The organism is Bradyrhizobium sp. AUGA SZCCT0182, assembly GCF_018130185.1.
In the GTDB taxonomy this organism is placed as follows: domain Bacteria; phylum Pseudomonadota; class Alphaproteobacteria; order Rhizobiales; family Xanthobacteraceae; genus Bradyrhizobium.
Genome location: NZ_JAFCLY010000018.1, coordinates 95070 through 121818 on the forward strand (window position 1 = coordinate 95070; position 26749 = coordinate 121818).

Here is a 26749-nt window from a genome sequence, read left to right on the forward strand (position 1 = left end):
GCTTTCGTCTTCACCGGGAAAAGCGCATGGTTGCGGGCAAGCAAGATCAACAACAACGTCCGGCCGAGGTTGGTGCGGTGTTTGACGCCGTCATCGTCGGCGCCGGTTTTGCCGGCATGTACATGCTGCACCGCCTGCGCGGGCTTGGCTTTACCGCGCGGGTCTATGAGGTCGGCGGCGGCGTCGGCGGCACCTGGTATTGGAACCGCTATCCCGGTGCGCGTTGCGACGTCGAGAGCATGCAGTATTCGTTCTCGTTTTCGGAAGAACTCGACCAGCAATGGGACTGGTCGGAGAAATACGCGCCGCAGCCGGAAATCCTCGCCTACGCCAACCATGTCGCCGACCGCTTTGACCTGCGCCAACACATCCGGTTCGACACCCGCGTCACCGCCGCGAGCTTCGATGAAGCTGCAAAAGGCTGGCGCATCGAGACCGACCGCGGCGACAGGGTGTTCGCCAAATTCTGCATCATGGCGATCGGCTGCCTGTCGGCGGCAAACCATCCGCCCTTCAAAGGACGCGAGGATTTCAGGGGACCGGTTTATCACACCGGCGAATGGCCGCATGAAGGGGTCGATTTCACCGGGCTTCGCGTCGGCATCATCGGCACCGGTTCATCGGCGATCCAGTCGATCCCGATCATCGCGCAGCAGGCCTCCGCGCTTACCGTATTCCAGCGCACCGCGACCTATTCCGTGCCGGCCTGGAACGCGAAACTGACGCCGGAATACCGCCAATCGATCAAGGCGGATTATCCGGCGCTTCGGGCGAAAGCGCGGGCGCGGCCGACCGGCTTCTATTTCCCGTTCAACATGAAGCCGGCGCTGGAAGCCTCACCGGAGGAACGCGAGCGGCAATATGAAGAAGCCTGGGGACGCGGCGGACTACCGTTCCTCGGTGCCTTCGGCGACCTCTTGTTCGAGAAGGAGGCCAACGACACCATCGCCGAATTCGCGCGCAACAAGATCCGCGGCATCGTGAAGGATCCCGCGACCGCCGAGCTGCTGTGCCCTTCCAACGTGTTCGGCTGCAAGCGTTTGTGCGTCGATACCGGCTATTTCGAAACCTATAATTTGCCGCATGTGAAACTGGTCGACGTCTCCAAAACGCCGATCGAGCGCTTCACCACCAATGGCATCGAAATCGACGGGTCAGAATATCAATTCGACGCCATCGTCTCCGCGACCGGCTTTGCGGCGATGACCGGCTCGTTCGACAAGATCCGCATCACCGGCCGCAACGGGCAGACGCTATCAGAGAAATGGCGCGCCGGCCCCCGCGCCTATCTCGGCGTCGCGACCGTGGGCTTTCCCAACCTGTTCACCATCACCGGGCCGGGCAGCCCGTCGGTGCTGGCGAGCATGATCCAGGCTATCGAACAGCATGTCGACTGGATGGCCGACTGCATGGCCCATATCCGCGACATCGGTGCTGATACAATCGAGCCCATCGAGCAATATCAGGATGAATGGGTCGAGCACGTCAACGAAGTGTCAAAAATCTCGCTGCGCTCGACCTGCAGTTCCTGGTATGTCGGCGCCAACATCCCCGGCCGGCCGCGCGTCTTCATGCCCTATATCGGCGGCTTTCCGATCTACGTGCAGAAATGCAACGAGGTCATGAGCAACGGTTTTGAGGGTTTTGTGATCGACGGTGCCGACCCGCGCAACGAAGCACCGCGCGTGCGGCTGACCGAGCGCTGGCGCGTCCCGCTCGACATCGACGTCATTTCGCCCGCGGCGGTCGCTGCCCGGCGCGTGCCCGTGGTTTGAGGCGCTTACCTTGGAGCGCGTTACCTGGAGACCACCAGCCGCAATCGCGGCTTGATCGTCTCGTCGAGTTCGGCCTTGAGCTCGTGCACGCGCGGATCGTCGGAACGCGCGGCACACACCGAGTATTGATTGACCGAACGCACCAGCGCGCGCCGCTCGTCCGCCCGTTTCGTCACCTGCGGGCTGGAGAGCCTCAGAACCATTTGCCCGAGTTGCACCAGCAATTCATCGATCGCACGGTCTATCGCGGCAACTTCCTTCATCGCGCGTCTCCTTCAGAGGAGCAATGAACGGCAGGACCGAGCGTTCCTCGTGCTCAGGCCTGATGGATAATCAGCGGTAAACGGGGAACCAGCCTACCAAGGCGCGCGCAAATTCTGCTTGATGGAATTCTTTGCAATTTAGCAAACTCGGCAGCATTTCCATTCGATGCTGCGTCGCCAAAATGAGCGGGCGCGGCAGTTCGGCGTCCGGCCATGCGGCAAACGTAATTGCGGCAGCTTTGCGCGCGACCTAAGGTGCGGCCTGTCCAACGCGAGGCAGTCTGCATGGTTACGCCGCTCGATCCCGTCATCGCCCAGATCATTCCGCTGTTGCCGCTGCGCGATCCCACGACGATGACGCCGCAGAGCGCGCGCGATGCGCTTCGCGCGCTGGCGGATGCCCGTGCCGCGGTGCCGCCGCCTCCGGTCGCCGCTGCTGAAAACATCAAGGTCAAGGGTGCCGCCGGTTTCCTTGCCGCGCGGGTCTATCGCAACACAGACGAAAAATCGCCGACGGTGGTGTTCTTCCATGGCGGCGGCTGGGTCGCCGGCGATCTCGAAACGCATGACCGGCAAGCCCGCCTGCTTGCGATCGAGACCGGCGCCGTCGTCATTTCAGTCGACTACCGGCGGCCGCCGGAGGTGCGCTTCCCCGGCGCGTTCGAGGACGCGTTCGCCGCCATCAGGGACATCATCGAGCGCATCGCCGAGTTCGGCGGCGACATCAAGCGCGTCGGCGTCGCCGGTGACAGCGCCGGCGGCAATCTGGCGGCGGTGACCGCAATCGCCTGCCGCGATGCCGGCATCAGGCTAGCAGCGCAATTGCTGGTCTATCCCGTCACCGATGTTTTCGGCAATTTCGCGGATACCAAAGAGAACGCGCGCTTTCCCTCCCGCGCTGAAAACGCCGAGGGCTACTTCCTGTCGCGCGCCGTCATGGAATGGTTCTGCGGCCATTATCTTGAGAGCGCCGCTGATGGCGCCGACTGGCGCGTCTCGCCGCTCCGCGCAAAAAGCCTCGCCGGGCTGGCGCCCGCGATCGTCACCACGGCATGGTTCGATCCGCTCCGCGACGAGGGCAAGGCCTATGCGGATGCGCTCATCGCCGCCGGCGTCGCCACCAAATACTATGACGGCCCAGGCCTGATCCACGGCTATTTCGGGCTCGGGGAGGCCTCCGAGGCGGCCCGACGCGAAGCGCAACGCGCCCGCGCCGATTTCAAGACGCTGCTGGAAGCAGGCGCATAAACACGGCGGGCCCTTGTCAGCGCCATCGAGCTAGGCAACTATCCCGCATCATCGGGCCACCGTCAGGTGCGGCCGGGGGCGTTCGGACGTCAAGATCCGACCAGGGAGGATAGACATGCTCGCATCCATCCGCTTGCGCGGCGTTGCCGTCGCCGCATTGTTGCTCGCATCCATCTTTGGCGCATACGCCGAAGGCCCCATCACCGCCAAGCCTGAGGAGACGGGGTTTTCGAGCGTGGGGCTCGCGCGCATCGATGCCTATCTCAAGAACGAAATTGCCACGGACAAGATTCCCGGCGCGATCATGATGATCCAGCGCAACGGCAAGACCGCCTATTTCAACAGTTTTGGCGTGCGCGATCCCGGCACCAAGGCGCCGATGACGCCTGACACCATCTTCCGCATCTATTCGATGACGAAGCCGATCACCACGGTCGCTGCGATGATGCTGGTCGAAGAAGGCAAACTCCAGCTCGACGAGCCCGTGTCCAAATACATCCCGGCTTTCGCCGACGTGAAGGTCGGCGTCGAAAAGAAGGGCGAAGACGGCAAGATCGGACTCGATCTGGTCGCTCCCAGGCGACCGATGACGATTCAGGATTTGATGCGCCACACCTCTGGCCTGACCTACGGGGTCTTCGGTGACGGCGCCGTCAAGAAGCTCTATCGCGAGGCAAACCTGTCCGAGGGCGATCCTGACAACGCCCTGTTTGCCGAACGGCTGGCCAAATTGCCCTTGGTCTATCAGCCCGGCACGACATGGGAATACAGCCAATCGACCGATATCCTCGGCCGCGTCATTGAGGTGGTCTCCGGAAAATCGCTCCTTCAGTTCATGAAGGAGCGCCTGCTCGATCCGCTCGGCATGACCAATACGACCTTCTACGTCACCGATACGGCCAAGCAATCCCTGATCGCCGAACCCTTTCCGAGCGACCGCAAGATCGGTCCCGGTGCGGAAATGGGCGACCCGCGCGTCGTGCGAAGGTACGAGTCCGGCGGCGGCGGCCTGATGTCAACCATCGGCGATTATTCGCGCTTCGCCGCGATGCTGGCCAATGGCGGCACGCTCGATGGCAAGCGATATCTCAGCCCGAAGACTGTCACCTATATGGGCTCGAACCACATCGGGCCTGGATCAGGCGTGACCCCGGGACCCGTCTATTCGCCGGGACCCGGCTTCGGATTTGGATTGGGTTTTGCCGTCCGCACCGACGCTGGCGTCAGTCCGATCGAGGGATCGGTCGGCGAGATGAACTGGTCAGGCGCCGGCGGCACGACCTTCTGGGTCGATCCGAAGGAAAACATGTTCGTCGTCTTCATGTCGCAGACGGTCGTGCACCGCGGAAGGCTCCGTATCGCTCTGAAAAATATCGTCTACGGCGCTTTCGAAAAATAGGGATTATCGAGCGACCGTTAGGCAAGACGCCGCTTGCGCAGGGCGCATGGAAGCGCGCGCCTTGAGCCTGAAGTCGTGCCGGAGATGGCAATGCGGCTGATCCATCTTCCGGCCATCGGCGGCGATGCCGGCGGGCATGTCCTTGAACTCGCGGATCAGGCTGTCCTTGACGCCGAACACTACGTCTGAATCGAGATACTGGTCGCCGGCCACGAACAGATGCGTCACCAGTTGCTCGCAGCCGGGTGCGCCGATCATGAAATGCACATGGGCAGGCCGCCAGGGATGACGGCCCTGGGCTTCGAGCATCTCGCCGACCGGCCCGTCATGCGGAACGGGATAGGCCGCCGGCTTGATCGACCAGAACCAGAACCGGCCGTCGCTGTCGGTATGGAATCTTCCGCGCATGGCGGCCGCCACGGCGTCCTTGCGCTGCACGTCGTAATAGCCATCATCGTCGGAGTGCCAGACGTCGACGACAGCACCGGCAATCGGCTTGCCGCGAGCGTCGGCCACCGATCCGGTGACGAGCATGGGCTCACCATTCATTCCGCCGGAGATATCGGCGCCACAGGCGAGTTCAGGCGCGTCCTTGACAAAGAACGGACCGAGCACCGTCGTCTCGGTCGCCTGTTCCGGCATCCGATGGTTGATCGCATCCACCAGCATGGAGACGCCGAGCGTATCCGATAGCAGGATAAACTCCTGCCGCTTGTCGTCGCACATCTGGCCGGTTCGCGTCAGGAAATCGATCGCGGTTTCCCATTCGCCCTGCGTCGGTCCGATTTCGCGGACGAAGGAATGCAGGTGCCGGACCAGCGCTTCGCTGATCTGCCGGGTACGCAGGTCCTTTGCCGCGGCCACGCGCTGCAGCACGGCTTCCGTGATCGTGAACTCATCAAAGTTGCGCACTTGTTGTCTTCCCCAAAGCTAACGGTCAGGAATGCCTGGCGTCGTCGACCGGTGCTGTTCCCGCCCAGGCGCGCGCGATCAACCCGCGTATCGCCTCGCGCTCCACGGGGCGCGGATTCCAGTAGGGATTGGTGACGGCGAGGCCGGCTGCCCGGTCGATATCCTGTTCCCGCATGCCGAGTTCGCGCAGCGACCTTTGAACGCCGATCGCTCCGGCAAGTTCAAACAGCCCGCCGGCCGCATCCTCCCGGCCGATCGCCCGCGCAATCCGTGCCATCGCTTGCGGTGCGGCCGATGCGTTATAGGCGAGCACGTGCGGCAGCACCGCCGCATGCGTTTCGGCGTGCGGCAGATTGAAGGTGCCGCCGAGCGTGTGGCAAAGCTTGTGATGCAAAGCCATCCCGACCGCGCCGAGGCAGCAGCCGCATAGCCAGGCGCCATAGAGCGCATCGGTGCGCGCTTCGACGTCGGCGGCGTCAACGTGGATCTTCGGTAGCGACCGGGCCAGGCTGCTGATGCCTTCCTCCGCCATCAGCGAAATGATCGGATTCCGATCGCGGGCATAGAGCGCTTCGACCGCGTGCGCGATTGCATTGAGCCCTGACGTCGCCGACAGCGACGGCGGCATGGTCAGGGTGAGGTCGACGTCGTAGATGACCGTCTCCGGCAACACCTTCGGACTGGATTGCGTGGTCTTCAATCCGTCCTGCGTTTCGCCGAGGATCGGCGTCATCTCCGAGCCGGCATAGCTGGTCGGTACCACGATCTGCGGCAGGTCGGTGCGCCGCGCGATCGCCTTGCCGAGCCCCGTGGTCGATCCGCCGCCGATCGCCACCACGCCATCGGCGTCGAGCTCATTGACGCGGAGCAGCGCGCGCTCGGTCACATGCACCGGCGTATGCATTTCGGCTTGCGCAAATGTCCCGACGCCGCGCTGGCCGATCATGGCCGCGATCTCCTCGGCCTGCCGCGCCTGATGAGGCGTTGCGAGGATCAGCGCGCGCCCAATTCCAAGGCGCGCCAGCTCGGCTGGAAGCTCACGAAGCGTTCCCGTTCCAAATATCACCCGCATCGGGGCGGCCTGGTACGTGAAGTTTTGCATCGGATCGTTCCTTGCGGAAGCTGGGCGGACGCCCGATGAACGACGGACGCCCGCACCCGTTAGCGTGTCCGACTACGCCGCCGTGGACGTTGCCAGGCGTTCGGTGCTTGCCTTTGCGCTCGAGCGGTTGGCCAGCAGGATGATCCCGCCCGCGGCGAGCGCCGCAAGACCGATCGAGACGAACATCGGCAGCGAGCTCTGGTAATTCTGTTGCAGCGCGCCCGCCACGAACGGCCCCAGGATAGCGCCGACACGGCCGACGCCCAATTCCATTCCGACGGCGGTCGCCCGCACATTGGTCTCATAGGCAGCCGCCGTGAAATTGTTGAGCACGAACTGCGCGCCGATGATGAAGAAGCCGGCTGCGGCCACGCAAGTCACGTTCACGACATGATCATTGAGGAACACAAGCGTCAGCACCGCGCCGCCGCCGAACGCCCACCACAGGCCGAGCAGGCCTCTGCTATGGCCGAAGCGATCGACGAGATGCCCCAGAACGATGCCGCCGACGAACGACATGATCTGCATCAGCGCGCCGAAGCCGAAGCTCGCCGCAAAGGTCTCGCCGCGCTGGATCATGACGGTCGGGATCCATCCTGACAGCCCGAAGATGCAGAACAGGCTGAGGAAGGCGGTGGCCCAGATCGCGATGGTGGTCCTGCGATATTTCGGTTGCAGCAATTCGAGGATCGAATTGCCCGAGGCCTGGCTCTTGTCGGCGGCAATGGTCGCCGACGCATAGACATGGGCGCGCTCGGGACGCAGCTTGGCCAGCATTTCGCGGATCTCCGTCACCCGTCCCTGGATTGCCAGGAACTTCGGCGACTCCGGCAGCATCACATGCATGAACGGCAGCAACAGGAACGAGAGCGACCCGATCCAGTACAGGCTGGTCCACCCAAGCGTCGGCGTCGCGAACACGCCGACGACGCCGGCCAGTGTGCCGCCGGCCGCCCAGCCCAGGGCGACGCCCCATAGCGCGAAGGTGTTGGCCACCCGGCGCGGCGCGAGTTCATTGATGTAGGTGGTCGCCAGCGGCAACAGCACACCGAGACCGAGGCCGGTGAGCAGCCGCAACGCGCAGAAGGATATGAACGAGTTCGCCAGCACCGCCGTCAACAGCGTGAAGATGCTGGTGATCCAGAGTCCCGCCAATAGCGTGCCGCGGCGCCCGAATTTGTCCGCCGCGACCCCGTGCAGGGCCGCACCGAGCAGGAAGCCGACCAGACCGCTGGAGATCAGAAGGCCGGCCTGTCCTGCCTTGAGGCCCCAGGGCCCCGCGACATAGTGGATGACGTAAGCCGGATTGAAGGTGTCGTAGCCGTCGAACAGGGTCAGCAACCCCATGATGGCGCCGAGACGCCAGTGGAAAGCCCCCACCTTGGCGTCCGCCAGTTCCTCGTGAACGTCGATTGCTTGCGAACTCATATTACCCTCCCGATGTCGTTTTGACTCTTGAAAGACGCCTGCCGGCTATTCTGCGGCTTGAGCGACCTTGCTGGATTGCTGCGAAAGATTGTCGTCGAGCTTGAACAGCTTGCGCGCGTTGTCGCGTCCGATCTTCTTGCGGTCCGCCTCGCTGATGCTGGCGCTGTCGAACCATTGCGCGGCGTGATCGACGTTTTCGAACGGCCAGTCCGCCGAGAACAGGATCTTGTCGGAGCCGACTTCGAGCAGCGCATCGATCAGTGTCTGGGTGCGGAAGTTGCCCGACGTGGTCAGGTAGAAATGCTCGTGGAAGTACTCGCAGATCTTCTTCTTCGCCTTGTGGCGCGGCGGCGTCTTGACCCAGCCGTTGCGATGGTCGATGCGCCACATGCTGTAGGGCAGCCCTTCTCCCATATGGCCGATAATAATGCGCAAGCCGGGATGGCGATCAAACAATCCGGAGCCCATCAGGCGCAAGGCATGGACGGCGGTTTCCTGGCCGAAGGCCCAGGTCGGCCCGAGCAGCCATTCGTGGCCTTCATAAATCTTGCAATCCTCGGGCAGAGGATTGCGCGGGTGCAGATAGAAGGGCACATCGAGTGCCTCGATCTTGGCCCAGAACGGCAAATAGCGGTCGAGATCGTAATAGACGGCGTTCCTGGCGTCGCCGACCTGCGAGAAGCCGTTGACCAGCGCGCCCTTGAAGCCGAGCGTATTGACTGCGCGCTCCAGTTCGACGATGGCAAGATCGGGATCCTGCATCGGAAGCGCCGCAAACGCCTGAAAGCGATCGGGACGCTTGGCGACCTGTTCGGCCAGATAGTCGTTGGCGCGAACCGCGATTTCGTTCGCCTTCTTGGCGTTGGGAATCGCCTGCACCGCCGGCGCATTGAGCGAGAGGATCATCATCTCGACGCCCTGCTCGTCCATCTGCTTCAGCCGCTTGTCCTGGATATCCAGCAAACGGTCTTTCAGCTCGGGCCAGTAGCTTTCCGGCACGAAGCCCGCCGAATCCATCAGCGTTTCCGGGATTGCAAAGTGTTCCTCAAGCGCGATCTTGCCTTGCATTGCCATTCTCCCTTTCGGTTTCTTTCAGTACTGACCTTGCGGCGGCAGGCCCAAAGCGAGCTGGCCGTACATGGTGCCCACGGCATCCCAGTTCATGCTGATGTGGCGCCCGACCGCGTTCGCATCGCGCCAGGCGCGTTGCACCGGATTCGCAAGATCAAGCCCCTGCCCGCCGGTTGACGCATTGAGCGCTTCGCTGGCCCGGATCGCCAGTGATACCGCAAACGCCTGGCCGCGGCGGCTGGTGATCCGGTCTTCGATCGAGACCGGCTTGTGGGCGCGAACCGCCGTCGCGCGATCGCGCAGATCGCGCAGCAGGATTTCCCGGGCGGCATCGGTGGAGGCAGCGGCTTCGGCGACGCGGAGCTGGATGGTCGGGAATTCCGCCATCCGGTTGTTACTGCCAGCCACTGCGCCGCGCGTGACGCGCTTGCTGGTGACTTCAAGATAATCCTCGAGCGCACCCGCGGCGGTACCGACCGCGACTGAGGCCAGACAGGACGGAATGTTGCACAGCATCGGGATCGAAAAGGTGGAATTGTCCGCATACAGCGACGCGCCCGGCGTCTTGCCCGATGTCGTCTCCTGAAACGTCAGGACGCGGTGCTCGGGAACGAACACGTCCTTCAATTGCAGCGTCTTGCTCCCGGTGCCGCCGAGGCCGACCACGTTCCAGTTGTCGTCGATGGTATAATCCGATGCCGGCACCAGCAGGAACGCCGGCGTGAACCGGTCCGCTTCGGTCCGCGACGGCAGCAGCGCGGCGCACAGCGACCATTGCGCGTTGTCGCAGCCGCTGGCGAACGACCAACGTCCAGATAAGGTGTAGCCACCGTCGGAAGAGACGGCCTTGGTCGCGGGCGCGTACGAGCCGCACGCCAGCGCTTCGGGATTCGCATCCCATACGTCGCGCTGGGCCTGTTCGGGGAAGCTCGCGATCAGCCATTGATGCGCCGCGAGCAGCCCGCCAACCCAGGCGGTCGATGCGCATACTTTGGCGAGTTCGATGTTCAGATCGACCAGCACGTCGAAATCATATTCGTAGCCGCCGAAAGTGCGCGGCTTGACGATCTCGAAATAGCCGATGTTCTTCAGCGCCAGCATGTTCTCCGCCGGCACCCGTCCGCTTTTTTCCGTTGTGTGCGCCCGCGCCTTGATTTGCGGGCTGACGCCCTGAACGCGGGCTTTGAGTTCGGCGACGGTCGGGCGTTTTCCGAGCGGCTGGCTCGGACGCCTTTCGATGGTCTGCGCGGCAACGTTCATGTCGGTTCCTCCGTAGTCCATGGTTTTCAGGCGGCGTTAGGCCGCTCGGCTAGGCGGCTTTGGTTTCGGTCGGCACGGAAAAGCAGTAGGTCGCGTCCTGATAGATCAGGGGATCGACGGGATCGTGCACGTTGACGCGCTCGACCTCGCCGATGAATACGGTGTGCGTGCCGTAGGGAACGGCGGCGGCTTTTCGGCAGAAGATGTTGATCTGGGCGCTCTCGAGATAGCTGATGCCATCGGGCGAAATCGCCCAGTCGCCGAGGCCGAAGCGGGTTTCCGGCGGCAGCGCGCCGCTGAAGGCGGCCGACAGCGCCGTCTGGTCCCGGCGCAGCAGATTCACGCAGAACCGGCGCGCCAGCAGCATGATGTCGTGAAGCAGGCTCGACTGATTGACACAGACCACCAGCGACGGCGGGTCCATCGACAGCGAGGTCACCGCGGTCGCCGTCATGCCGTGACGGCGGGTCTGGTCGGCCGACGTGATGACGGTGACGGCCGCGGGGAAGCGGCGCATCGCAAGCTTGAACGATGAACGGAGGTCGTCGGTTGCGGCATCCAGGGACATGGTCCCCTCCCAATTTTTCAAAAGGATCCGCTTCTGTGTCGGATGATTTCAATAACAATATTTGCAAACGCAAATGTTTGTCAACCAAAAATTACGAATGCAATTCACTTGCTGGAATCGGGACATTTCGGCTACTTCTCAGCGCGCAATTGTTGCGGCATGTCGGAGCCAAAGCCTTGTACAGACTTTCGAATTCGTTTCCGTATCTGCTCAACCGGGTCGGCGTGCGGATGGGCGAGCTGTTCTCGCGGCGCATCGCGCCATACGACGTGACGCTGCCGATGTACCGGGTGATGGCGGCACTTTGGGAAAATGGCGACCAGCGCTTGAGCGATCTTTCCACCGTGACCACGACGGAGATTTCGACACTGTCGCGGCTTGTCGGCGACATGAAGCGCCGGGGCTTGGTCTCGCGCAGCCGTCTGGAAGACAACGGCCGCACGGTTGCGATCAATCTCACCGCAAAGGGCAAGCTCTTGCTGGAGGAGCTGATGCCGATTGCCGTCCATTTTGAAGAGGTTGCGGTATCAAACTATTCGGAAGCCGAAGTCTCGCGCCTCAAGATCGTGTTCCGCGAAATCTATCAGAGCCTGGGATCGATCGAACCCGAGATCGAAGCGACGAAAGCCGCCGCGAAGCCAAAGCGGAAATCGCCGCCGAACCGCGCGCGATCGAAACCGCGCGCGAAGGAATGAGCGGCGGCGTGAGCGCCGCCTACGCCGCTCTTACGCCGGCCAGGAAGCTCGACACTTCGTCCTGCAGCGCCTTTAGCTTGCGGCCGAGCCGGTCGCCGGACTCCAACACCATCTGCGCCTTCGCGCCGGTTTCCGTCGTCGCCGCTGTGACGTCGGAGATGTTCTGCGAGACCTGATTTGTGCCGGCCGCGGCCTTCTGCACGCTCGAGGCGATTTCCTGCGTCGCGGCGCCCTGCTGTTCGACAGCGGCCGCGATCGAGGACGAGATCTCGTTCACTTCCATGATCGTCGAGCGAATGCTCTGGATGTTTTCGACCACCTGCTGGGTCTCGGCCTGAATGGCGTTGATCTGCGCGCTGATCTCTTCGGTGGCCTTGGCGGTCTGGCTGGCGAGCGACTTGACCTCGCTGGCGACCACCGCAAAGCCCTTGCCGGCCTCGCCGGCACGCGCCGCCTCGATGGTGGCGTTGAGCGCCAGCAGATTGGTCTGCGACGCGATGTCGTTGATCAGGCCGATCACTTCACCGATCTTGTGGGCGGCAATCGCGAGACCCTGGACGGTCTCGTTGGTGCGCTGGCCGTCGGCGGCGGCCTTGTCGGCGATCTGGGCGGCGTGACCGACGCGCTGGGTGATCTCGGAAATCGACGCGGAAAGTTCTTCGGCGGCCGACGCCACGGTCTGCACGTTCGACGACGCCTCCTGGGAAGCCATCGCCACCGCCTTGGAGCGGTCGCTGGCCTGACTCGCGGTATGGGACATCCCTTGCGCGGTGCCCTGCATTTCGCTCGCATCCTTGATGACGTCACCGACGACGGCCTGGACGCTGGCTTCGAACTTGCTGGCCAGATCCATCATCGATTTGCGCTTCTCGGCATCGGCCTCGGTCTTCAGCTGCGCCTGCTCGGCGTGCATCTTGGTGACCGCCTCGGCATTGTCCTTGAAGACGCGCAGCGATTTGGCGAGCGCGCCGACCTCATCCTTGCGCTGCGTATAGGGCACCTCGAAAGCGGTATCGCCGGACGCCAGCCGGTCGGTCAGGTTGGTGATGGTCGTGAGCGGCCGCGTCACGCTGCGGCCAATGAAGAACGAGCTGATCAGCACCAGCGCAAACACGGCCAGGCAAACCAGCGCGAACATCTGGGCGGTCTGCCGGAACACCGCATCGACGTCGTCGAGATAGATGCCGGTGCCGATGATCCAGCCCCAGGGCGCGAAGCCTTTCACATAGGAAATCTTCGGCACCGGTTGATCGAAGCCGGGTTTTGGCCAGAGATAGCTGTAGAAGCCGGCGCCCTTCGACTTCACGACGTCGACGAATCCGATGAACAGCCGGTTGCCGTTCGGATCCTTCATCTCGCCGAGGTCCTTGCCGTCAAGCTCGGGCCTGATCGGATGCATGATCATCTTCGGCGACATGTCGTTGATCCAGAAATACTCGACCTTGTCGTAGCGCAGGCTTTTGATTTCCTGGATCGCCGCCTTCTGCGCGTCGTCGCGCGACAGCTTTCCGTCGGTTTCCAGCTTCTGGTAATGGGTCAGGATTCCATTTCCGATGTCGACCATCTGCTGCGTCTTGACCTGGCGGTCCGTCATCATCTGCCCGCGCATCGTGTAGAGCGCGATCGGGGCCATCACGACCATGCCGGCAAGACTGAGACCAATCATGACGGCAAGCTTGAAGCTGATGCGGGAAAAGAACATCGGGTCAAATCCTGGGCCTGGGACGGAAAATAACCGCTTCAACATAGCCGGGACTTGTTAGCGAAGTTTTAAGCATGCGCTGGGTGGACCGGAGACTCGGTTGTATTGATATTGTTGAGCTTTGTAGTGGACCTGGAACACCTGAATACCCGGCCGCCGTTGCCATCTCGCGCAGGCAGCCAGGTATGAGGACGTGTTTTCGCGCCCGATCGCTCAAATGGAGTGCTTCGGCTTGGGTGTCCTGGGCGCCTTGATCTGCTCAAGCTCCGTGACAAGCCAGGCAACGCCAGCATCCATCATTGCAACCTTTGGGAGAACCGCATTGATGGCGAAGTGCGGCAGCGCGATCGGCGCCTTGGCGGCGACGATTCCAAAACGCGGACCGTGCATCTCGACGAACCGTCGCGGCAACGCCGAGACCAGATCTGTTTCAGCCAGCACGCCGAGGGCAAAGATGAAGTTCGGCACCGTCAATGCGACGCGGCGCGACAACCCTTGCCGGGCGAGTTCGACATCGACAAAGCCATAGGCATCCCCGGTATGCGAGACGACGAGATGCTGCATCTCGCAGTAATTCCGCAGGCTGGGTGCCTTCCCGAAGCGGTGTCCCGCGCGCGCCGCGATGACAAACTCTTCCTCGTAGAGCGTTTGCTTGTGGAAGCGCACCGGCACATCGTCGAACGGGATCACGGCGATATCCATGTCGCGCGCTTCGAGATCGGCCAGCGCTTCCTTCCAGGCGAGGTCGGGCGTGGGCTGGCCCTGCGTCGGCAGAATCTGGCGGATGCCGATGTCGATTCCCGGCGCGGTCTTCCGTAACGCTTCGAGCAATGGCGGCAGGAACACCGCCGACGTTCCGTCCGGCGCGCCGATGACGAAGCGGCGCGTCGAGCGCGCCGGATCGAACGGCGCACCGCTCGACACCACGCCCCGGATGCGGGTCAGGATTTCGGCAACGGGCGCCGCAAGTTCGCTGGCCCGCGCGGTTGGCACCACGCCCTTGGGCGTCCTGAGAAACAAGGGATCAGCAAGCAGTTTCCGCAGGCGTCCGAGGCCATGGCTGACCGCCGATGGCGACAGGTTCAGCCGCTCGGCCGACCGCCCGGCGTGGCGTTCCTCCATCAGGATTTCGAACAGCACCAGCAGGTTCAGGTCGGCCCTGGATAGATCAGTTTTGTTCATCATATCGGTGAAATCATATCATTTTATTCATCTGCGATGAAGTGGCAAATGCACCCCGCCGGACGTCAAGGATCCGGCCGAAATCAAAGGGAGTGCTCACATGTTCGGATTCTTGCGCAGGACACGACGGCCATTGGACCAAGGTAAACCTTCTGCTTGCCCGCTCGCCGGCATGTCGAGACGCGCGGCGATGACGGCCGCGCTGAGCGCATCGCTGTCTTTCCGGCCGTCGGAATGCCTGGCCAATTCAGCCGCCAGCGCGGGACATCCGCCCGTTGAGCTGATCCAGCGCACCGAAGCGCAGGCGGTCGCCTTCATGCGCGGCGAGATGGACGAATGGTCCAGGATGGTTCGAATCGCTGATGACTTCACGTTGATGCAGCCGTTCGGCGGACCGGCCAGCCACGGCTTTAATGCCAGCCCCGAACGCCTGACACAGCTCGCCAAGTACTTCAGAAATGGCGATGCGAAACTCGAGCTTGTGCAGAGCTACGCATCCGACGGTCTGGTGGTTCTCGTGATGATCGAGCGCCAGCATGGCGAGGTCGGCGGCCTGCCCGATCAGGACTGGTCACTCCGCGTCACCCAAGTCTATCGCAAGCACGGTTCGGAATGGCAGCTGGTCCATCGCCATGCCGATCCCTTGGTCCGTCACGTCGGCCTGGAGACGGCCGCGGCCATCGCCCGCGGCGCGCGGCTCGGCGAAAAGCCCTGAGGCCGTCGCGTCTTCAGGCCGCCCGGACCGAACTCAGGAACTGGCCGACCTCGCGCTTGAGGCGGCTGCTTTCGCCGGACAGCGACTTGGCCGCCGCCAGCACCTGGGACGAGGCCGATCCGGTCTCGCTGGCGCCTTGCTGCACATCGGCGATGTTGGAGGAGACCTGCTGGGTGCCGTGCGCGGCCTGCTGCACGTTGCGGGCAATTTCCTGCGTCGCCGCGCCCTGCTGCTCGACCGCAGCCGCGATCGCGGACGCAATTTCGGACATCCGCCCGATGGTATCGCCGATTTCCTTGATGGCGCCGACCGATTCCTGCGTCGCGGCCTGGATGCCGTTGATCTGCTGGCTGATCTCGCCGGTCGCCTTGGCCGTTTGCTCGGCCAGCGCCTTCACTTCCGAGGCCACGACGGCAAAACCGCGTCCCGCCTCGCCCGCCCGCGCCGCCTCGATGGTGGCGTTTAGCGCCAGCAGATTGGTTTGGCCGGCGATGGTGTTGATCAGCTCGACCACATCGCCGATCCGGGCCGCCGCTTTCGCCAGCTCGCCGACGCGATCGTTGGTTCGCTGCGCCTGCTCCACCGCTTCAGAGGCGATCCGCGCCGAATCCTGCACCTGACGGCTGATCTCGTTGACCGACGATGCCATCTCTTCGGTGGCGGAGGCGACCGATTGCACATTGGTGGAGGCTTCTTCGGAGGCTGCCGCCACCGTGGTGGCCAGTTTCTCCGAACGGTCCGCGTTCGAGGTCAGCGTACCGGCCGATACTTCGAGCTCGCTCGAGGCCGTCGAGACGATCTCGACGATCTCGCCGATCATCGATTCGAAGTCGCGGGTAATCGTGTCGACGCGCTGGCCACGCTGGATCTTGGCATCGGCCTCCACCGCCGCCGCCTCATCGGCGGCCTTCTTGGCGATCAGAGCTTCCTTGAAGACCTGCAATGAACCTGCCATCGCGCCGATCTCATCGGCGCGCTCGATCGTCGGGATGGCGACATCATGGCGGCCGGCGGCGAGGTCACCGACGACGTCGGTCAGATTGGCGAGCGGCGTAATCACCCGGCGGCGCAGCATCATTGTGACGCCGGCGAGCACGCCGAGCAGTGCCACAACGGCAAGGCCTGCCAGCGCCAGCATCGTCAGCGCCCCATCGCGCGCGGCGCCGGCGCGTTCGGCGGCTTCAGCCAATGCCGCGTCGCGCACGGCAAAGAAGCTTTGCACCGCCGGCACAATCGTGGCGGCGAGTTCAACATCGGATTTGATTCCATAGTTGCCGTCGCCGCGCGCGGCCGGCATCTCTTTCTCAAGCCATGGCGCGGCCTTGCCGAAATAGAGATCGATCGCATCCTTCAGCGGTTTGACGAGCCTTGCCGGGCTGCCGATCTGATCCACGCCGGCTTCGATTCGCTCGCGATTCAGGTCCACGCGGCCCTGGGCACGGTCGAACGAAGAGATTTCGGCCACTGTCATCGGGCGGCGCGCGCTGATCGCAGGAGACATCGAAGCGGCGCGGCCGCCGGCGGAGATCCGCATATCCTGGGCTGTACGAGCGATGCTCATCAGCGCCGTCAGCGACGCGTCGGCGGTGGCCACCTGATTTTCAAGGCGGTTCAAGAGCGGTTCGACAATCGCGACGACCTGGGCAACGCCGGGCAGGAAGCCCTTGACCACCGCCGCATCACGCGCAGCCATGGGTACGACAAGCGCGCGATCGTTCGCGGCGCGAATATCGGCAAGCTTGGTCGCCGCCTGGTTGAGGCCCGCAACGATCGTGGCGCCATCGCTGAGGGCGCCGACCGCCGTCCGGGCGTTCGCGAAAGCGGCATCGGCCTGATGCACGGCCTTTGCAATCGCTTCGAGCTGAGCCGGGGTTGCGGTCCCATCCTGGAACAGCGGACTGAGATAAGGCGCACGATAGGCCGCGACCTGTTGACCAACAGCCAGAACCGCGCCGAATGCCTCCACGGCCTTGATCGCTTCATTCTTGCTTGCAAAGGTACGATATTGCGGAACGAGAACCCCTGCACCAAGGATCACCGACAGGACCGTCACCGAGAGCATTGATACCGCAAAGAGCCGACCGATTCGCATGTTCTGTTTCCGTTGCCGTGGAGACCGCCAAAATACGCAAACAGGGGCTAAGGCGGGCTTAATGGACGAACGGTATAATTACGGGAGTGCGCCGAGCCGCGAGCGTGAGGGCGCGCAATACTGCGCAACGACATTTGGCTCGGCCAAACGAAAACGGCCCGCCGAGGCGGGCCGTTTCAGTCAGTTAGGTATCGGTGTCGCTGGTTTGATCGGGCGCCAGCTTGGGATCTTTGTCACCCTTGCCGGGAGCCTGACTCTGCTGGCCCGGATTCTGACCGCCGCCCTGCTGTTGACCAGGCTTCTGACCCGGCGTTTGATTCTGCTGACCGGGTTGGTTTTGGTTCGTCATGTCGTTTCCTTTCATGGGAACGTCGTAACAACGGATCGAAGCCCGCGACGTTCCGATCAAAGAAAATCGGCAGTTCGCGTTGCCGCCACGATGTGACGGCGAGGCGGGCGCATTCGCGTTTGTCGCTTCCGTTCGTTTTGCCGCGTTTTGCGATTGCCCCGGATTGAGCGGCGATTGCCCTGGTGCGACGCGGCCGGCATGCACCAGGGTTCCGGAATCATCATACGAACACACAAGCAACGCCCAATGACCAAGCGGGAACTGCTGCTTTGGGGCAACCATTGCCGATGCGAGCCATTGGTTCGCTGTCAAGGAAACAAAGGGACATCAAAAATGTCGAATGTAAACCGCAACAACTCGAATCAGAACTCTACGCAAGAAGCTGATAAAGAACGGGTCGACGTAGCGACCGCGTCATCTACTACCTTCCCCGCCGGCTTTCAGGCGCTTGCCACGGCGTACGGCGACTACACCAAGAAATCGTTTGAAGACACCAGGTCGTTCGTCGAGAAGCTCTCGGGCGTGAAGTCGTTCGAGAAGGCGATTGAAATTCAAACCGAGTACGCGAAGACGGCTTACGAAACATTCGTAACCGAGTCGCAGAAGATTGGCGCGCTGTACGGCGATCTTGCCAAGCAGTCCTACAAGCCATTCGGCGGCTTCGGCGTTGGGACCAATTCGACGAACCGATAGTTCTTGTAATTCGTTAGATCACTGCAAATCGAAAGGTCTTGCCCCGCGATGTCAGAGCAACGTCGCCTGTGCATCGCGGGACCTTTTCCGATGCCCCCTCAATTCGTTCATTTTTCCAGCATGCGAGAGACTGCGCTCGCAGCTGTCACGAGGAGCATCATGACCATATCCAATCCACGTTCCCGGAATCGCTCGCTCGATCCAGAGGAGGTCTTGGCCGTGAACCAGGCGTACGACCTTGCATGTCAAACGCTTCAGAATATCGGTCAGCTCGAAGTGGATCGTGAGATCATCGCCCGAAAGGTTTTGCAGGCCGCCGAGAGTGGCGAGCGCGACGCCGACAAAATATACGCGCGTGCGATCCATGACCTGACCGCTTTCGATTACCGGCAGCATGGCACCTAGGGCCACCACCAACGGAAACGAGCGGGATTTAAGCGGCCAGAGGGAGTCCTGCAGGTGAATGCAGGACTCCCTCGTAGGCCTGACAAGACACTGGCGGCAGTCTGTCTTGCCCGGTTGCACTTTGGGGCCGTCTCAGTGCTATGCAGATGGCGCGTTGGCGGTGTCCATCTCTTCCTCATTGCGCCTACCCGCCGCCAAATCCATCTTCGGCGGAGGGATCTAAACTGTCTGTTCAATTTTGATCATGCGGGCAAATTTCCTGGCCGGCGTTTGCGATGACGAAGTCGGGGCCATGGCCTCGGCTTCGAAACGGAACATGGTTTGCGTTTAATTTATTTCGGAACCTGAGCGATATTGACCAGCGCTCCCAATACAAGGCGAGCATGCTGGTTCCATCACCGCCCGCCTCGGCATCTTCCGGTGACTGAGAGCTTTGCGCTCCCGCCTGACTCAAAGGGTGGATTGCAATGACCGCTTACCCAGCCGCAATTCCGCTGCTCGCCATACAGCGCCTCCGCTGCCAAACATGTCAAACGCGCATGAACCTTGCGCAGATATCGCCTGGACCCACCGGGTTTGAGCTTCGCACGTTCTACTGTTCCAGATGCGGCAACGTCGAAAAAATCGTTATCGCGTCAGATCCCATGAAGTCCGGCGATGTTGGCTGGCTCGTTGGCGAACTGCAACCGCCGGCGTAACGTCATGAAACCGCCCGACTCGCCCGCAACGCCCCGATCGAAAACACTCGATCGCGCGCTTTCGCTTGTCGCGGCATTCATTGTCGCCGCAATCATAGCCGTCATCAGATACTGATCCCGCGGGGTCGAAACGACCATCGCCGGCAAATTGGGCAGCGTGGCGAGGCCTGGCCTGGCCGGACCGCAAAAACTGGCAGCGGATCGGCGCACGGTCCCGACAGCAGCGACCTTGCCCACCACCGTATCGTTCCTGGCCGCAACTCCACGATAGAATAGCTCTATAGCTGCTATGTGCAGGCTTCGGTATCCCGATCGGGCGGTGTCGGCTAGAAGTACACGATGGGTTGATGCACTCGGTTTTCACCCCGCATCACGTCCTTCCCGACTTGTCGATATCCACGGAGTAAACCCGATGCGACTGCCAGCGATCATGGTTGCAGCTATTCTGATGACCGTCTCTGCAAATGCGAGCGAGCTGACCGGGACGCTGCAGAAGATCAAGGAGACCAACCGGGTCGTGCTCGGCATCCAGGAAGCCTCGGTGCCGTTCAGCTATCTGGACGGCGACCAGAAGGTGATTGGATACGCCGTCGATATCTGCATGAAAATCGTGGACGCGGTGAAGCAGGAGCTCAAGCTTTCCAGCCTGAAAGTCGAGACAAGCCCGGTGACGTCGTCCAATCGCATTCCGCTGATGATGAATGGAACGGTTGATCTGGTCTGCTCGTCCACCACCAACAATGCGGAGCGCCAGCGCCAGGTGGCGTTCACAAACTCGCATTTCCTGTCGGCGACACGCTTTGCGGCGAGGAAGGCCGACAACATCACCACGATCGACGCGCTGAAAGGCAAGCCTGTCGTCGCGATCTCAGGCTCGACCAATATGGTGCAGCTCACCCAGGCCAGTACCACACGAAATCTCGGTGTTGCGGTGCTGGCCGCCAAGGACCAGGCGGAGGCGTTTCTGATGCTGGAGACCGGCCGCGCCGCCGCCTACGTCCTCGATGACGTGCAGCTCGCCGTCGCGATCGCGCGATCAAAGGACCCGTCGGCCTACATCATCAGCGAGGAGGCATTTTCGAAGGCCGAACCCTACGGGATCATGCTGCGCAAGGATGATGCACCGTTCAAGACCGTGGCGGATCGCGCGACCGCGAACCTGTACCGCAGCCCCGAGATCGAGGTGATCTACAAGAAGTGGTTCGAATCACCGGTGCCGCCGAGCGGCCTCAATTTTCGCAATCCGATGCCGGTGGTTTTGCGCAACGCATTCGCAAATCCGTCTGACAGCGCGGACCCGGCAAGCTACGAGCGTTGACGGCGGCCGGGAAGAAGCGCCGTGGATTGCGGTCCCGTGAAGGTCCGCCTACGCACAGCGCCACACTCTAGACCTCGATCGGTTTGGCGCGTAGCGCTTCCTCGAATGCGCTGACGATGGCCTTGATCAGACGTCCGCTGATCCTGTCCTTCTGCCACAGCGCAGTCATCTCTACGGGTGACGGCTCCCAATCCGGCAGGACGGGAACGAGTGCGCCGGTTGCCATGGCATCCTCGATCAGGAATTTCGGCAGATTGGCGATGCCGAGACCGGCGCGGGCAGCGTCGACGAGAATGGTCTGGCGGTTTGCGGCAAAGCCGATCGCGGGACGTATGATGGCGCGCATCCCCTGAGCATCTTTCAGATCCCATTCGATGAGATCGCGGCGGATCGCGAGCGCCGGCAGCATTTCCAGATCTTGTGGCGTGCAGAGATCGGGATGTGCAGCGAGGAAGGCGGGGCTTGCGACCAAGGCGCGCGGCAAATCGGCGATTCTACGGAACATCAATTCGGAGTCTGCCACCGGCCCCATGCGAACCACGAGATCGTAGCCTTCCTCGATCAGCGAGACCCTGCGATCCGTGAGCGTCATCTCGATGGTAACGTCGGGATATCTGGTCTTGAAGCCGATCAGTGCGGGGCCAAGAACCGCGGTCGCCATATCAGGGGGAAGCGACAAGCGAACGGTGCCCGACAGCGCGACGCGCTCGTCCTGAACCTCGGCGACAGCCTGCTCAGCCAGCATGAAGGCAGACCGGCCGCGCTCGAACAGCTGCTGCCCCTGTTCGGTGAGTATCACGCCCTTCTTGGTCCGGCGCGCAAGCCTGACATTCAGGGTCTCTTCCAGCGCCGACAGCCGGCGCGAGAGCGTGGCCTTCGGGATGCCCGTCGCGCGTTCAGCTGAGGCGAAGCCGCCAGCTTGCACGATGCGGATGAACAGCGCGAGGCCGTCAAAATCACCGAAGGTTTTCATGTTTCATTTTTGGAACATAAGGTAGCAAACATCAAGCCTCCTCAGCAATTCGTTCCAAATGTAGCCTCCATGCGAGCAATTAGGCTCGCAACGGGCACCGGAGACTGGTTATGACCACGACATTCACCCCGAAGAACTCGGCGCTTCTGCTGATCGACCACCAGGTCGGCACCATGCAGCTCATCAAGAATATCGACGTCGCGCGGGCCAAGCGCATGTCGCTCGTGCTGGCCAAGGCCGCCAAAATCCTTGGCATCCCGACCGTGCTGACCTCCAGCCAGGAGGATCGTTTACAGGGGCCGCTGCTGCCGGAACTGAAGGACATTCTGCCGGACGCCTTCGAGAAGCGCGTCAAGCGCGAAGGCGTCGTCAACGCCTGGACCGACGCCAACTTCAAGGCGGCTGTGGAAGCAACGGGGCGGAAGAACCTGATCATGGCCGGCGTGACCACCGACGTCTGCCTCGTCTTCCCCGCCATCGATGCGGTGACCGAAGGCTACAACGTGCAGGCCATGATGGACGCTTCGGGATCGCCGTTCGAATTGTCCGAGGACATGTCGCGCCGCCGCATGCAAGACGCCGGCGTCGTCCTGACCGCCACCAACACCATGCTCGCGGAACTGGCCCAGAACTGGGGCACGCCCCACGGTCAACAGCTGATCCAGTTGCTGTTCACCGAGGTGCTTCCGCCGATCCAGTCGTAACCGGTGACGAGACGTGTTTGTCAAAGAACGCGCGTCTCGATCCCACCACAGATCAAGAAGGCTGAACGGAACATGACCCAAAAACAGACGCCGATCGTCCATGCGCCCGCCGCAGGTGAGGCCAACAGCGCTTTCGGATTCAAGCGCTATTTTCGCATCACACCCGAAGATACCGGCGGCGCGTTCTGCGTGTTCGAGGAGGAAATCGAAGAAGGGGCAGGCCCTCCTTTGCACATCCACCATGTCGAGCACGAGATGTTCACGGTGCTGTCCGGGTCGGTGAAGTTTCACTGCGACGGGACGGAAGCCGTGGCTGAGGCGGGAACGACCGCGTTGATCCCGCCCGGCGCGTGCCACGCCTTCAAGGGCATCGGTCCCGGCACTTCCCGCGTGCTCGTCATGCTGTCCCCGGGAAAAGGCGAAGGCTTCTTCCGCGAGGTCGAGAAAGAAGGGCTGTCATCGAAGGACGGAATGGACCGGGTGAACGAGATCGCTGCGAAATACAGCGTCGAATTCGTCGGCCCGCCCCTCGACTGACCACCACCGGCGCCCGGCCATCCAGTCGTAACCACCGTTGAGGTCGCACGAAATCAGGACGGCTCATTCGACATGATCCCGGCTCAAACAACGCCGGGACTCCTGTCCACGAGTCTCAGCATGGAGTTGCCGAATGTTGAAAATTCTACGCGCAGAGCGCAGCCGCGGCTTCGAGCACGGATCGTTCAAGATCCGGCGCGTGCGGCCTGGCCTTGTCCTCGGATCGAACGCCGATCCGGCCTTCGGGCCGCTCGCGGTCCTCGATCACGCCAATCTTGGCGTCGGCACCGTGGTGCGCTTCCACGAGCACGTCAACGACGAGATCCTGAGCTACATGAGGCGCGGCACCATGGTGCATGAGGACTCGTCGGGCAACCGCGTGGCGCTATCGCCGGACAGGCTGATGATGATGAACGCGGGCCGGAGCTTCTGGCATGAGGAATCCGCGCCTTCAGACCCCATCGAAATGCTTCAGATCTTCATCCGCCCCCGCGAGGCGGATCTGCCCGGCGAAGTTCAGTTCCACGACCGCGACGACACTCTTGCCGACGGCAGCTGGCATCTCATCGCCGCGCCGGAGGCAAGCGACGCGCCGCTCAAGGTCCGCCAGCAGGTCACGGTCTATGACGCGCACCTGCCGGCCGGCCGCGAGATCGAGATCCCCCGGGCCGATGGCATGGATCAGCTGCTGTATGTCTTCGACGGAGAGATCAATGCCGGCACCGCACATCTTTTGAAGGGAGATGCACTCGCCGACGACGAGACCCCGCTTCCGGCCATCAAGGCCATTCGTCCCTCCACCCTGGTTGCCTTTCTCGTGGATCGCCATGCGCCCGCCACGCGAGCCGGCACCATCAGCGGCGGATGATCGGCGCAAAAAATGTCTACGCCCCTGCCCCAGCTTCGCGCACAGTCCGCCGAGGTGCAGCCGCCGCCCTCCGAGCACACGTCGCATCCGAAAGCGGAACAGACAAAGGCGCCCACCTCGTGGGGCGCGCTCGGACGATTTGGCATCCCGCTGTTCGCGCTTGCGATGGTTCTGGGCTTTGTCACCATCGCGATCACGCGATGGGACCGGTGGACCGGCCAGGCCGCGGTTCAGGAAACCGACAACGCATACGTTCGAACGGAGATGACGCGCCTCGCGAGCAGGGTCGCAGGCGTGGTGCGCACGGTCGCGGTCAGAGACTTCCAGCGTGTCAAGGCCGGCGACCTGCTGGCGGAAATCGATCCCGCTGATTATGCCGTCCAGGTCGCACAGGCCGAGGCCGCCGTTGCCGCAGCCAGAACGGCGCATGACAACCTCAATAACCAGATCGCGCTGCAGCGCGCCACGATTTCCCAGGCCGAATCGCAACAGGCATCTGCGGTGGCGCACGAAATTCAGGCACGTCAGGAACGCGAGCGTCAAGAGAAGCTCGCACAGTCAGGCTTCAGCACGCAGCAAAAAATCGAAACGGTCATAGCCGAGCACGTCAAGGCCCAGAATGACCTGCGGGCGAGCGAAGCTGCCGTGGACGCGCAGCGACGACAGCTCGACGTGCTGACCGGCACAAAGGCGCAACGCGCGTCTGACCTGCAGGCCGCCGAGGCCGCTCTCGCGGCAGCGCAGCTGCGCCTCGGCTATACAAGGATCACCGCGCCATTCGATGGCGTCGTCGGCGAACGCCAGGTGCAGCAGGGCGACTATGTGAACGTCGGCAGCCTGCTGATCGCGGTTACGGCGCTCCCCAAACTCCATGTGATCGCCAATTACAAGGAAACCCAATTGACGCGGGTGACCGAGGGACAGGCCGTCGACATCGCCGTCGATACGTTCCCCGGCGAGTTGCTGCGCGGGTATGTCGAGCGCCTCTCTCCCGCGAGCGGCTCGCAGTTCGCGCTGCTGCCTCCCGACAATGCGACGGGCAATTTCACCAAAGTGGTCCAGCGGATTCCCGTGCGGATCGGCTTTGCACCGGAGCAGAAGCTGCTTGAACGCCTGCGCTCGGGCATGTCGGTCACGACGCGTATCCATACCGAAGCGCCCCGAAATCAGCGGGCACAGCCGTGAGCGATTCCGCGGAGACAGCCGATACCGGCCCCGCCCACAAGCCTGCTTCGCGGTACCGCCCACTCTTCGCGGTGGCCGCCGTCCTGTTGGGCCCGTTCATCGTCAGCTTTCACAGCCGCTTCTTCGCGATCGGGCTCGCCGACATCAAAGGCGCGCTGAGCCTGAGCTTCGACGAGGGCGCCTGGCTCAGCACGGCCGGAACCGCGTCACAGATCATGATCGCGCCGGCCGTCGCCTGGCTCGCATCCACGGTCGGCATCCGACGGCTGTTCGTTGCCCCGACGCTGCTCTACACCATCGTCTCGCTCGCCATCCCCTTCGTGCGCTCGTACGATCTGCTGCTTGCGCTGCACATCGTTCACGGGCTGTGTCTCGGCGTCTTCGTGCCGGCCACCATGATGGTGATACTGCGCAGCCTGCCACCCCGATGGTGGCTGCCAGCCATGGCGCTCTATGCGTTTCGCCTGGCATTCACGGCAAATGCCGGGATCTCGCTGGTTGACGTGTATGTTCAGGCCCTCGGCTGGCAATGGGTCTATTGGGGCGATGCGCTGCTCGCTCCCCTGATGGCCCTGTGCGCCTGTCTGGGCGCCCGTTCCGAGCCGATCAATTACGATCTGCTGCGCCGGGCGGACTGGGGCGGCATGCTGCTGTTCGGCGCAGGACTTACTTTGCTGTTCGCAGGACTCGATCAGGGAAATCGGCTCGGCTGGCTCTCCTCCGGCACGGTCCTCGCCCTTCTGTGCGGCGGCGCGGCGCTGATCGCGGCATTCCTGGTGAACGAGGCCGTCGTGCCGGAGCCTTGGGCCCAAGCGAGCGTGATCTTCTCACGCAACATCGGACTGATGCTGCTCGCTGCTCTTTGCTTCATCGTGACCAGCCTGTCCAACGTCGCGCTGATACCCAACTTCCTCACGACCGTTCGGCAGTTGAGGCCCGAACAAATCGGCCCGCTGTTGCTGAATTACGTCGCACTGCCGCTCGTGCTGCTGGTTCCGATCGCCGTCGTCCTGCTGCGACGGATCGACGCCCGGTTCGTGCTGGTCCTCGGTCTCTCGGCATTTGCAGCCGCAGGCTTGCTCGGCACAAAGCTGACCAGCGACTGGGATCCCGCCGCCTTCGTGCCCGTCGCACTTTTTCAGTCTGCCGGTTACGGCCTGACGTTCCTTGCGATCATGGTGTACGCCTTCGCCAATGCCGATCCGGCTCGCGCGACGGCGTTCTCGGCCTATATCCAGGTCTTGCGCCTCGGCGGCGCGGAAATCGGCGTTGCGCTGATCACGACCTGGCTGCGTGTCCGCGAACAGACGTACTCAAACCTGCTCGGTCAACACGTCGTCGCCGGTGACGCCGGTGTAACGCAGACCCTCTCTCGGGTCACCGCGCCGTTCCTCAGCCATGGATCGGATATCGCAACAGCTCGGGGGCTCAGCACCCTGGCTGCTTTGGTCCGGCGCGAAGCCAATGTTCTCGCCTACATCGACGGGTTCTGGCTGACGTTCTGGGCTGCGCTTCTGGGGCTCATGCTGGTCGCATTGATGACGTCACCGCCGGAAGGCCCGTTCACACCGAAAACGCGGCATGCACCGGAGCGCGTACGGTGAGAT

25 protein-coding genes are annotated in these 26749 nt (G+C 62.6%); 14 read left to right on the forward strand and 11 right to left on the reverse strand.

All coding sequences use genetic code 11. The features are described from left to right. Positions 1-26: 26 nt before the first annotated feature. Positions 27-1775 carry an NAD(P)/FAD-dependent oxidoreductase gene (locus tag JQ611_RS20095; RefSeq protein WP_212466378.1) on the forward strand — a complete coding sequence of 583 codons (1749 nt, stop codon included), beginning with the start codon at positions 27-29 and terminating at the stop codon, positions 1773-1775. Between the two features lie 20 nt (positions 1776-1795). Here JQ611_RS20095 and JQ611_RS20100 read toward each other — a convergent pair whose 3' ends face one another. Further along, positions 1796-2038 (reverse strand): hypothetical protein, encoded by a 243-nt coding sequence (locus JQ611_RS20100; protein WP_192739296.1) that lies wholly within the window; start codon positions 2036-2038, stop codon positions 1796-1798. Positions 2039-2323: 285 nt separating this feature from the next. On the opposite strand from JQ611_RS20100, the gene JQ611_RS20105 reads away from it, so the two are divergent. Together JQ611_RS20105 and JQ611_RS20110 are read left to right on the forward strand one after the other, a co-directional pair. Beyond that, positions 2324-3286, forward strand: coding sequence for an alpha/beta hydrolase (locus JQ611_RS20105; protein ID WP_212466379.1), 963 nt, complete (start codon positions 2324-2326; stop codon positions 3284-3286). 115 nt (positions 3287-3401) lie between these two features. Further along, entirely contained in the window at positions 3402-4685 is a 1284-nt protein-coding gene (locus JQ611_RS20110; protein ID WP_212386587.1) for a serine hydrolase, read from the forward strand. Between the two features lie 3 nt (positions 4686-4688). Here the strand turns inward: JQ611_RS20110 and JQ611_RS20115 are convergent, their stop codons facing one another. The 6 genes from JQ611_RS20115 to JQ611_RS20140 all read right to left on the reverse strand — a co-directional run bounded on the left by JQ611_RS20115 (position 4689) and on the right by JQ611_RS20140 (position 11026). Then, positions 4689-5597, reverse strand: a complete 909-nt coding sequence (locus JQ611_RS20115) for an intradiol ring-cleavage dioxygenase (RefSeq protein ID WP_212466380.1) — start codon at positions 5595-5597, stop codon at positions 4689-4691. A 25-nt stretch (positions 5598-5622) separates the two neighbouring features. After that, positions 5623-6699 carry a maleylacetate reductase gene (locus JQ611_RS20120; protein WP_212466381.1) on the reverse strand — a complete coding sequence of 359 codons (1077 nt, stop codon included), beginning with the start codon at positions 6697-6699 and terminating at the stop codon, positions 5623-5625. 72 nt (positions 6700-6771) lie between these two features. Beyond that, on the reverse strand, positions 6772-8127 hold the full coding sequence (locus JQ611_RS20125) for an MFS transporter (RefSeq protein ID WP_212265719.1): 1356 nt from the start codon (positions 8125-8127) through the stop codon (positions 6772-6774). Between the two features lie 45 nt (positions 8128-8172). Further along, positions 8173-9195, reverse strand: a complete 1023-nt coding sequence (locus JQ611_RS20130; RefSeq protein WP_212265718.1) for an amidohydrolase family protein — start codon at positions 9193-9195, stop codon at positions 8173-8175. A gap of 24 nt (positions 9196-9219) precedes the next feature. Further along, on the reverse strand, positions 9220-10458 hold the full coding sequence (locus JQ611_RS20135) for an acyl-CoA dehydrogenase family protein (protein WP_212466382.1): 1239 nt from the start codon (positions 10456-10458) through the stop codon (positions 9220-9222). A 49-nt stretch (positions 10459-10507) separates the two neighbouring features. Further along, positions 10508-11026: a flavin reductase family protein gene (locus tag JQ611_RS20140; RefSeq protein WP_212265716.1), complete on the reverse strand. Its 519-nt coding sequence runs from the start codon at positions 11024-11026 to the stop codon at positions 10508-10510. Between the two features lie 176 nt (positions 11027-11202). Here JQ611_RS20140 and JQ611_RS20145 point away from each other — a divergent pair, with 176 nt between their 5' ends. Next, positions 11203-11721, forward strand: coding sequence for a MarR family winged helix-turn-helix transcriptional regulator (locus tag JQ611_RS20145; protein WP_212386583.1), 519 nt, complete (start codon positions 11203-11205; stop codon positions 11719-11721). A 19-nt stretch (positions 11722-11740) separates the two neighbouring features. On the opposite strand, the gene JQ611_RS20150 is transcribed toward JQ611_RS20145, so the two are convergent. Together JQ611_RS20150 and JQ611_RS20155 are read right to left on the reverse strand one after the other, a co-directional pair. Further along, a complete protein-coding gene (locus JQ611_RS20150) occupies positions 11741-13423 on the reverse strand; it encodes a methyl-accepting chemotaxis protein (protein ID WP_212265714.1) in 1683 nt (560 codons plus the stop codon). Between the two features lie 213 nt (positions 13424-13636). After that, a complete protein-coding gene (locus JQ611_RS20155) occupies positions 13637-14608 on the reverse strand; it encodes a LysR family transcriptional regulator (RefSeq protein WP_212466383.1) in 972 nt (323 codons plus the stop codon). A 187-nt stretch (positions 14609-14795) separates the two neighbouring features. Between JQ611_RS20155 and JQ611_RS20160 the strand changes: the two genes are divergently transcribed. Further along, on the forward strand, positions 14796-15320 hold the full coding sequence (locus tag JQ611_RS20160) for a nuclear transport factor 2 family protein (protein ID WP_249133305.1): 525 nt from the start codon (positions 14796-14798) through the stop codon (positions 15318-15320). Positions 15321-15333: 13 nt separating this feature from the next. Here the strand turns inward: JQ611_RS20160 and JQ611_RS20165 are convergent, their stop codons facing one another. Continuing rightward, positions 15334-17412, reverse strand: coding sequence for a methyl-accepting chemotaxis protein (locus JQ611_RS20165; protein ID WP_212466384.1), 2079 nt, complete (start codon positions 17410-17412; stop codon positions 15334-15336). Positions 17413-17473: 61 nt separating this feature from the next. On the opposite strand from JQ611_RS20165, the gene JQ611_RS20170 reads away from it, so the two are divergent. The 4 genes from JQ611_RS20170 (at position 17474) to JQ611_RS20185 (ending at position 20875) form a co-directional block, all read left to right on the forward strand. Continuing rightward, positions 17474-17857 (forward strand): hypothetical protein, encoded by a 384-nt coding sequence (locus JQ611_RS20170; RefSeq protein WP_212466385.1) that lies wholly within the window; start codon positions 17474-17476, stop codon positions 17855-17857. 237 nt (positions 17858-18094) lie between these two features. Beyond that, positions 18095-18454 (forward strand): phasin family protein, encoded by a 360-nt coding sequence (locus JQ611_RS20175; protein WP_212265818.1) that lies wholly within the window; start codon positions 18095-18097, stop codon positions 18452-18454. Between the two features lie 159 nt (positions 18455-18613). Further along, positions 18614-18859 (forward strand): hypothetical protein, encoded by a 246-nt coding sequence (locus JQ611_RS20180; RefSeq protein ID WP_212466386.1) that lies wholly within the window; start codon positions 18614-18616, stop codon positions 18857-18859. A gap of 1110 nt (positions 18860-19969) precedes the next feature. After that, the gene (locus tag JQ611_RS20185) at positions 19970-20875 is read left to right on the forward strand and encodes an amino acid ABC transporter substrate-binding protein (RefSeq protein WP_212265710.1); all 906 of its coding nucleotides are present in this window, start codon (positions 19970-19972) and stop codon (positions 20873-20875) included. Positions 20876-20942: 67 nt separating this feature from the next. Here JQ611_RS20185 and JQ611_RS20190 read toward each other — a convergent pair whose 3' ends face one another. Next, complete coding sequence (locus JQ611_RS20190; protein ID WP_212265709.1) at positions 20943-21848, reverse strand: LysR family transcriptional regulator; 906 nt, start codon at positions 21846-21848, stop codon at positions 20943-20945. Positions 21849-21958: 110 nt separating this feature from the next. On the opposite strand from JQ611_RS20190, the gene JQ611_RS20195 reads away from it, so the two are divergent. The 5 genes from JQ611_RS20195 (at position 21959) to JQ611_RS20215 (ending at position 26746) form a co-directional block, all read left to right on the forward strand. After that, complete coding sequence (locus JQ611_RS20195) at positions 21959-22552, forward strand: isochorismatase family protein (RefSeq protein WP_212466387.1); 594 nt, start codon at positions 21959-21961, stop codon at positions 22550-22552. A 72-nt stretch (positions 22553-22624) separates the two neighbouring features. Then, positions 22625-23089, forward strand: a complete 465-nt coding sequence (locus tag JQ611_RS20200) for a cupin domain-containing protein (protein ID WP_212386577.1) — start codon at positions 22625-22627, stop codon at positions 23087-23089. Positions 23090-23222: 133 nt separating this feature from the next. After that, the gene (locus JQ611_RS20205; RefSeq protein WP_212414825.1) at positions 23223-23957 is read left to right on the forward strand and encodes a pirin family protein; all 735 of its coding nucleotides are present in this window, start codon (positions 23223-23225) and stop codon (positions 23955-23957) included. Between the two features lie 12 nt (positions 23958-23969). Then, a complete protein-coding gene (locus JQ611_RS20210; RefSeq protein ID WP_212466388.1) occupies positions 23970-25142 on the forward strand; it encodes an HlyD family secretion protein in 1173 nt (390 codons plus the stop codon). Beyond that, the gene (locus tag JQ611_RS20215; RefSeq protein WP_212466389.1) at positions 25139-26746 is read left to right on the forward strand and encodes an MFS transporter; all 1608 of its coding nucleotides are present in this window, start codon (positions 25139-25141) and stop codon (positions 26744-26746) included. Before JQ611_RS20210 ends, JQ611_RS20215 begins: the two co-directional genes overlap by 4 nt. The last annotated feature ends 3 nt before the right edge of the window (positions 26747-26749 follow it).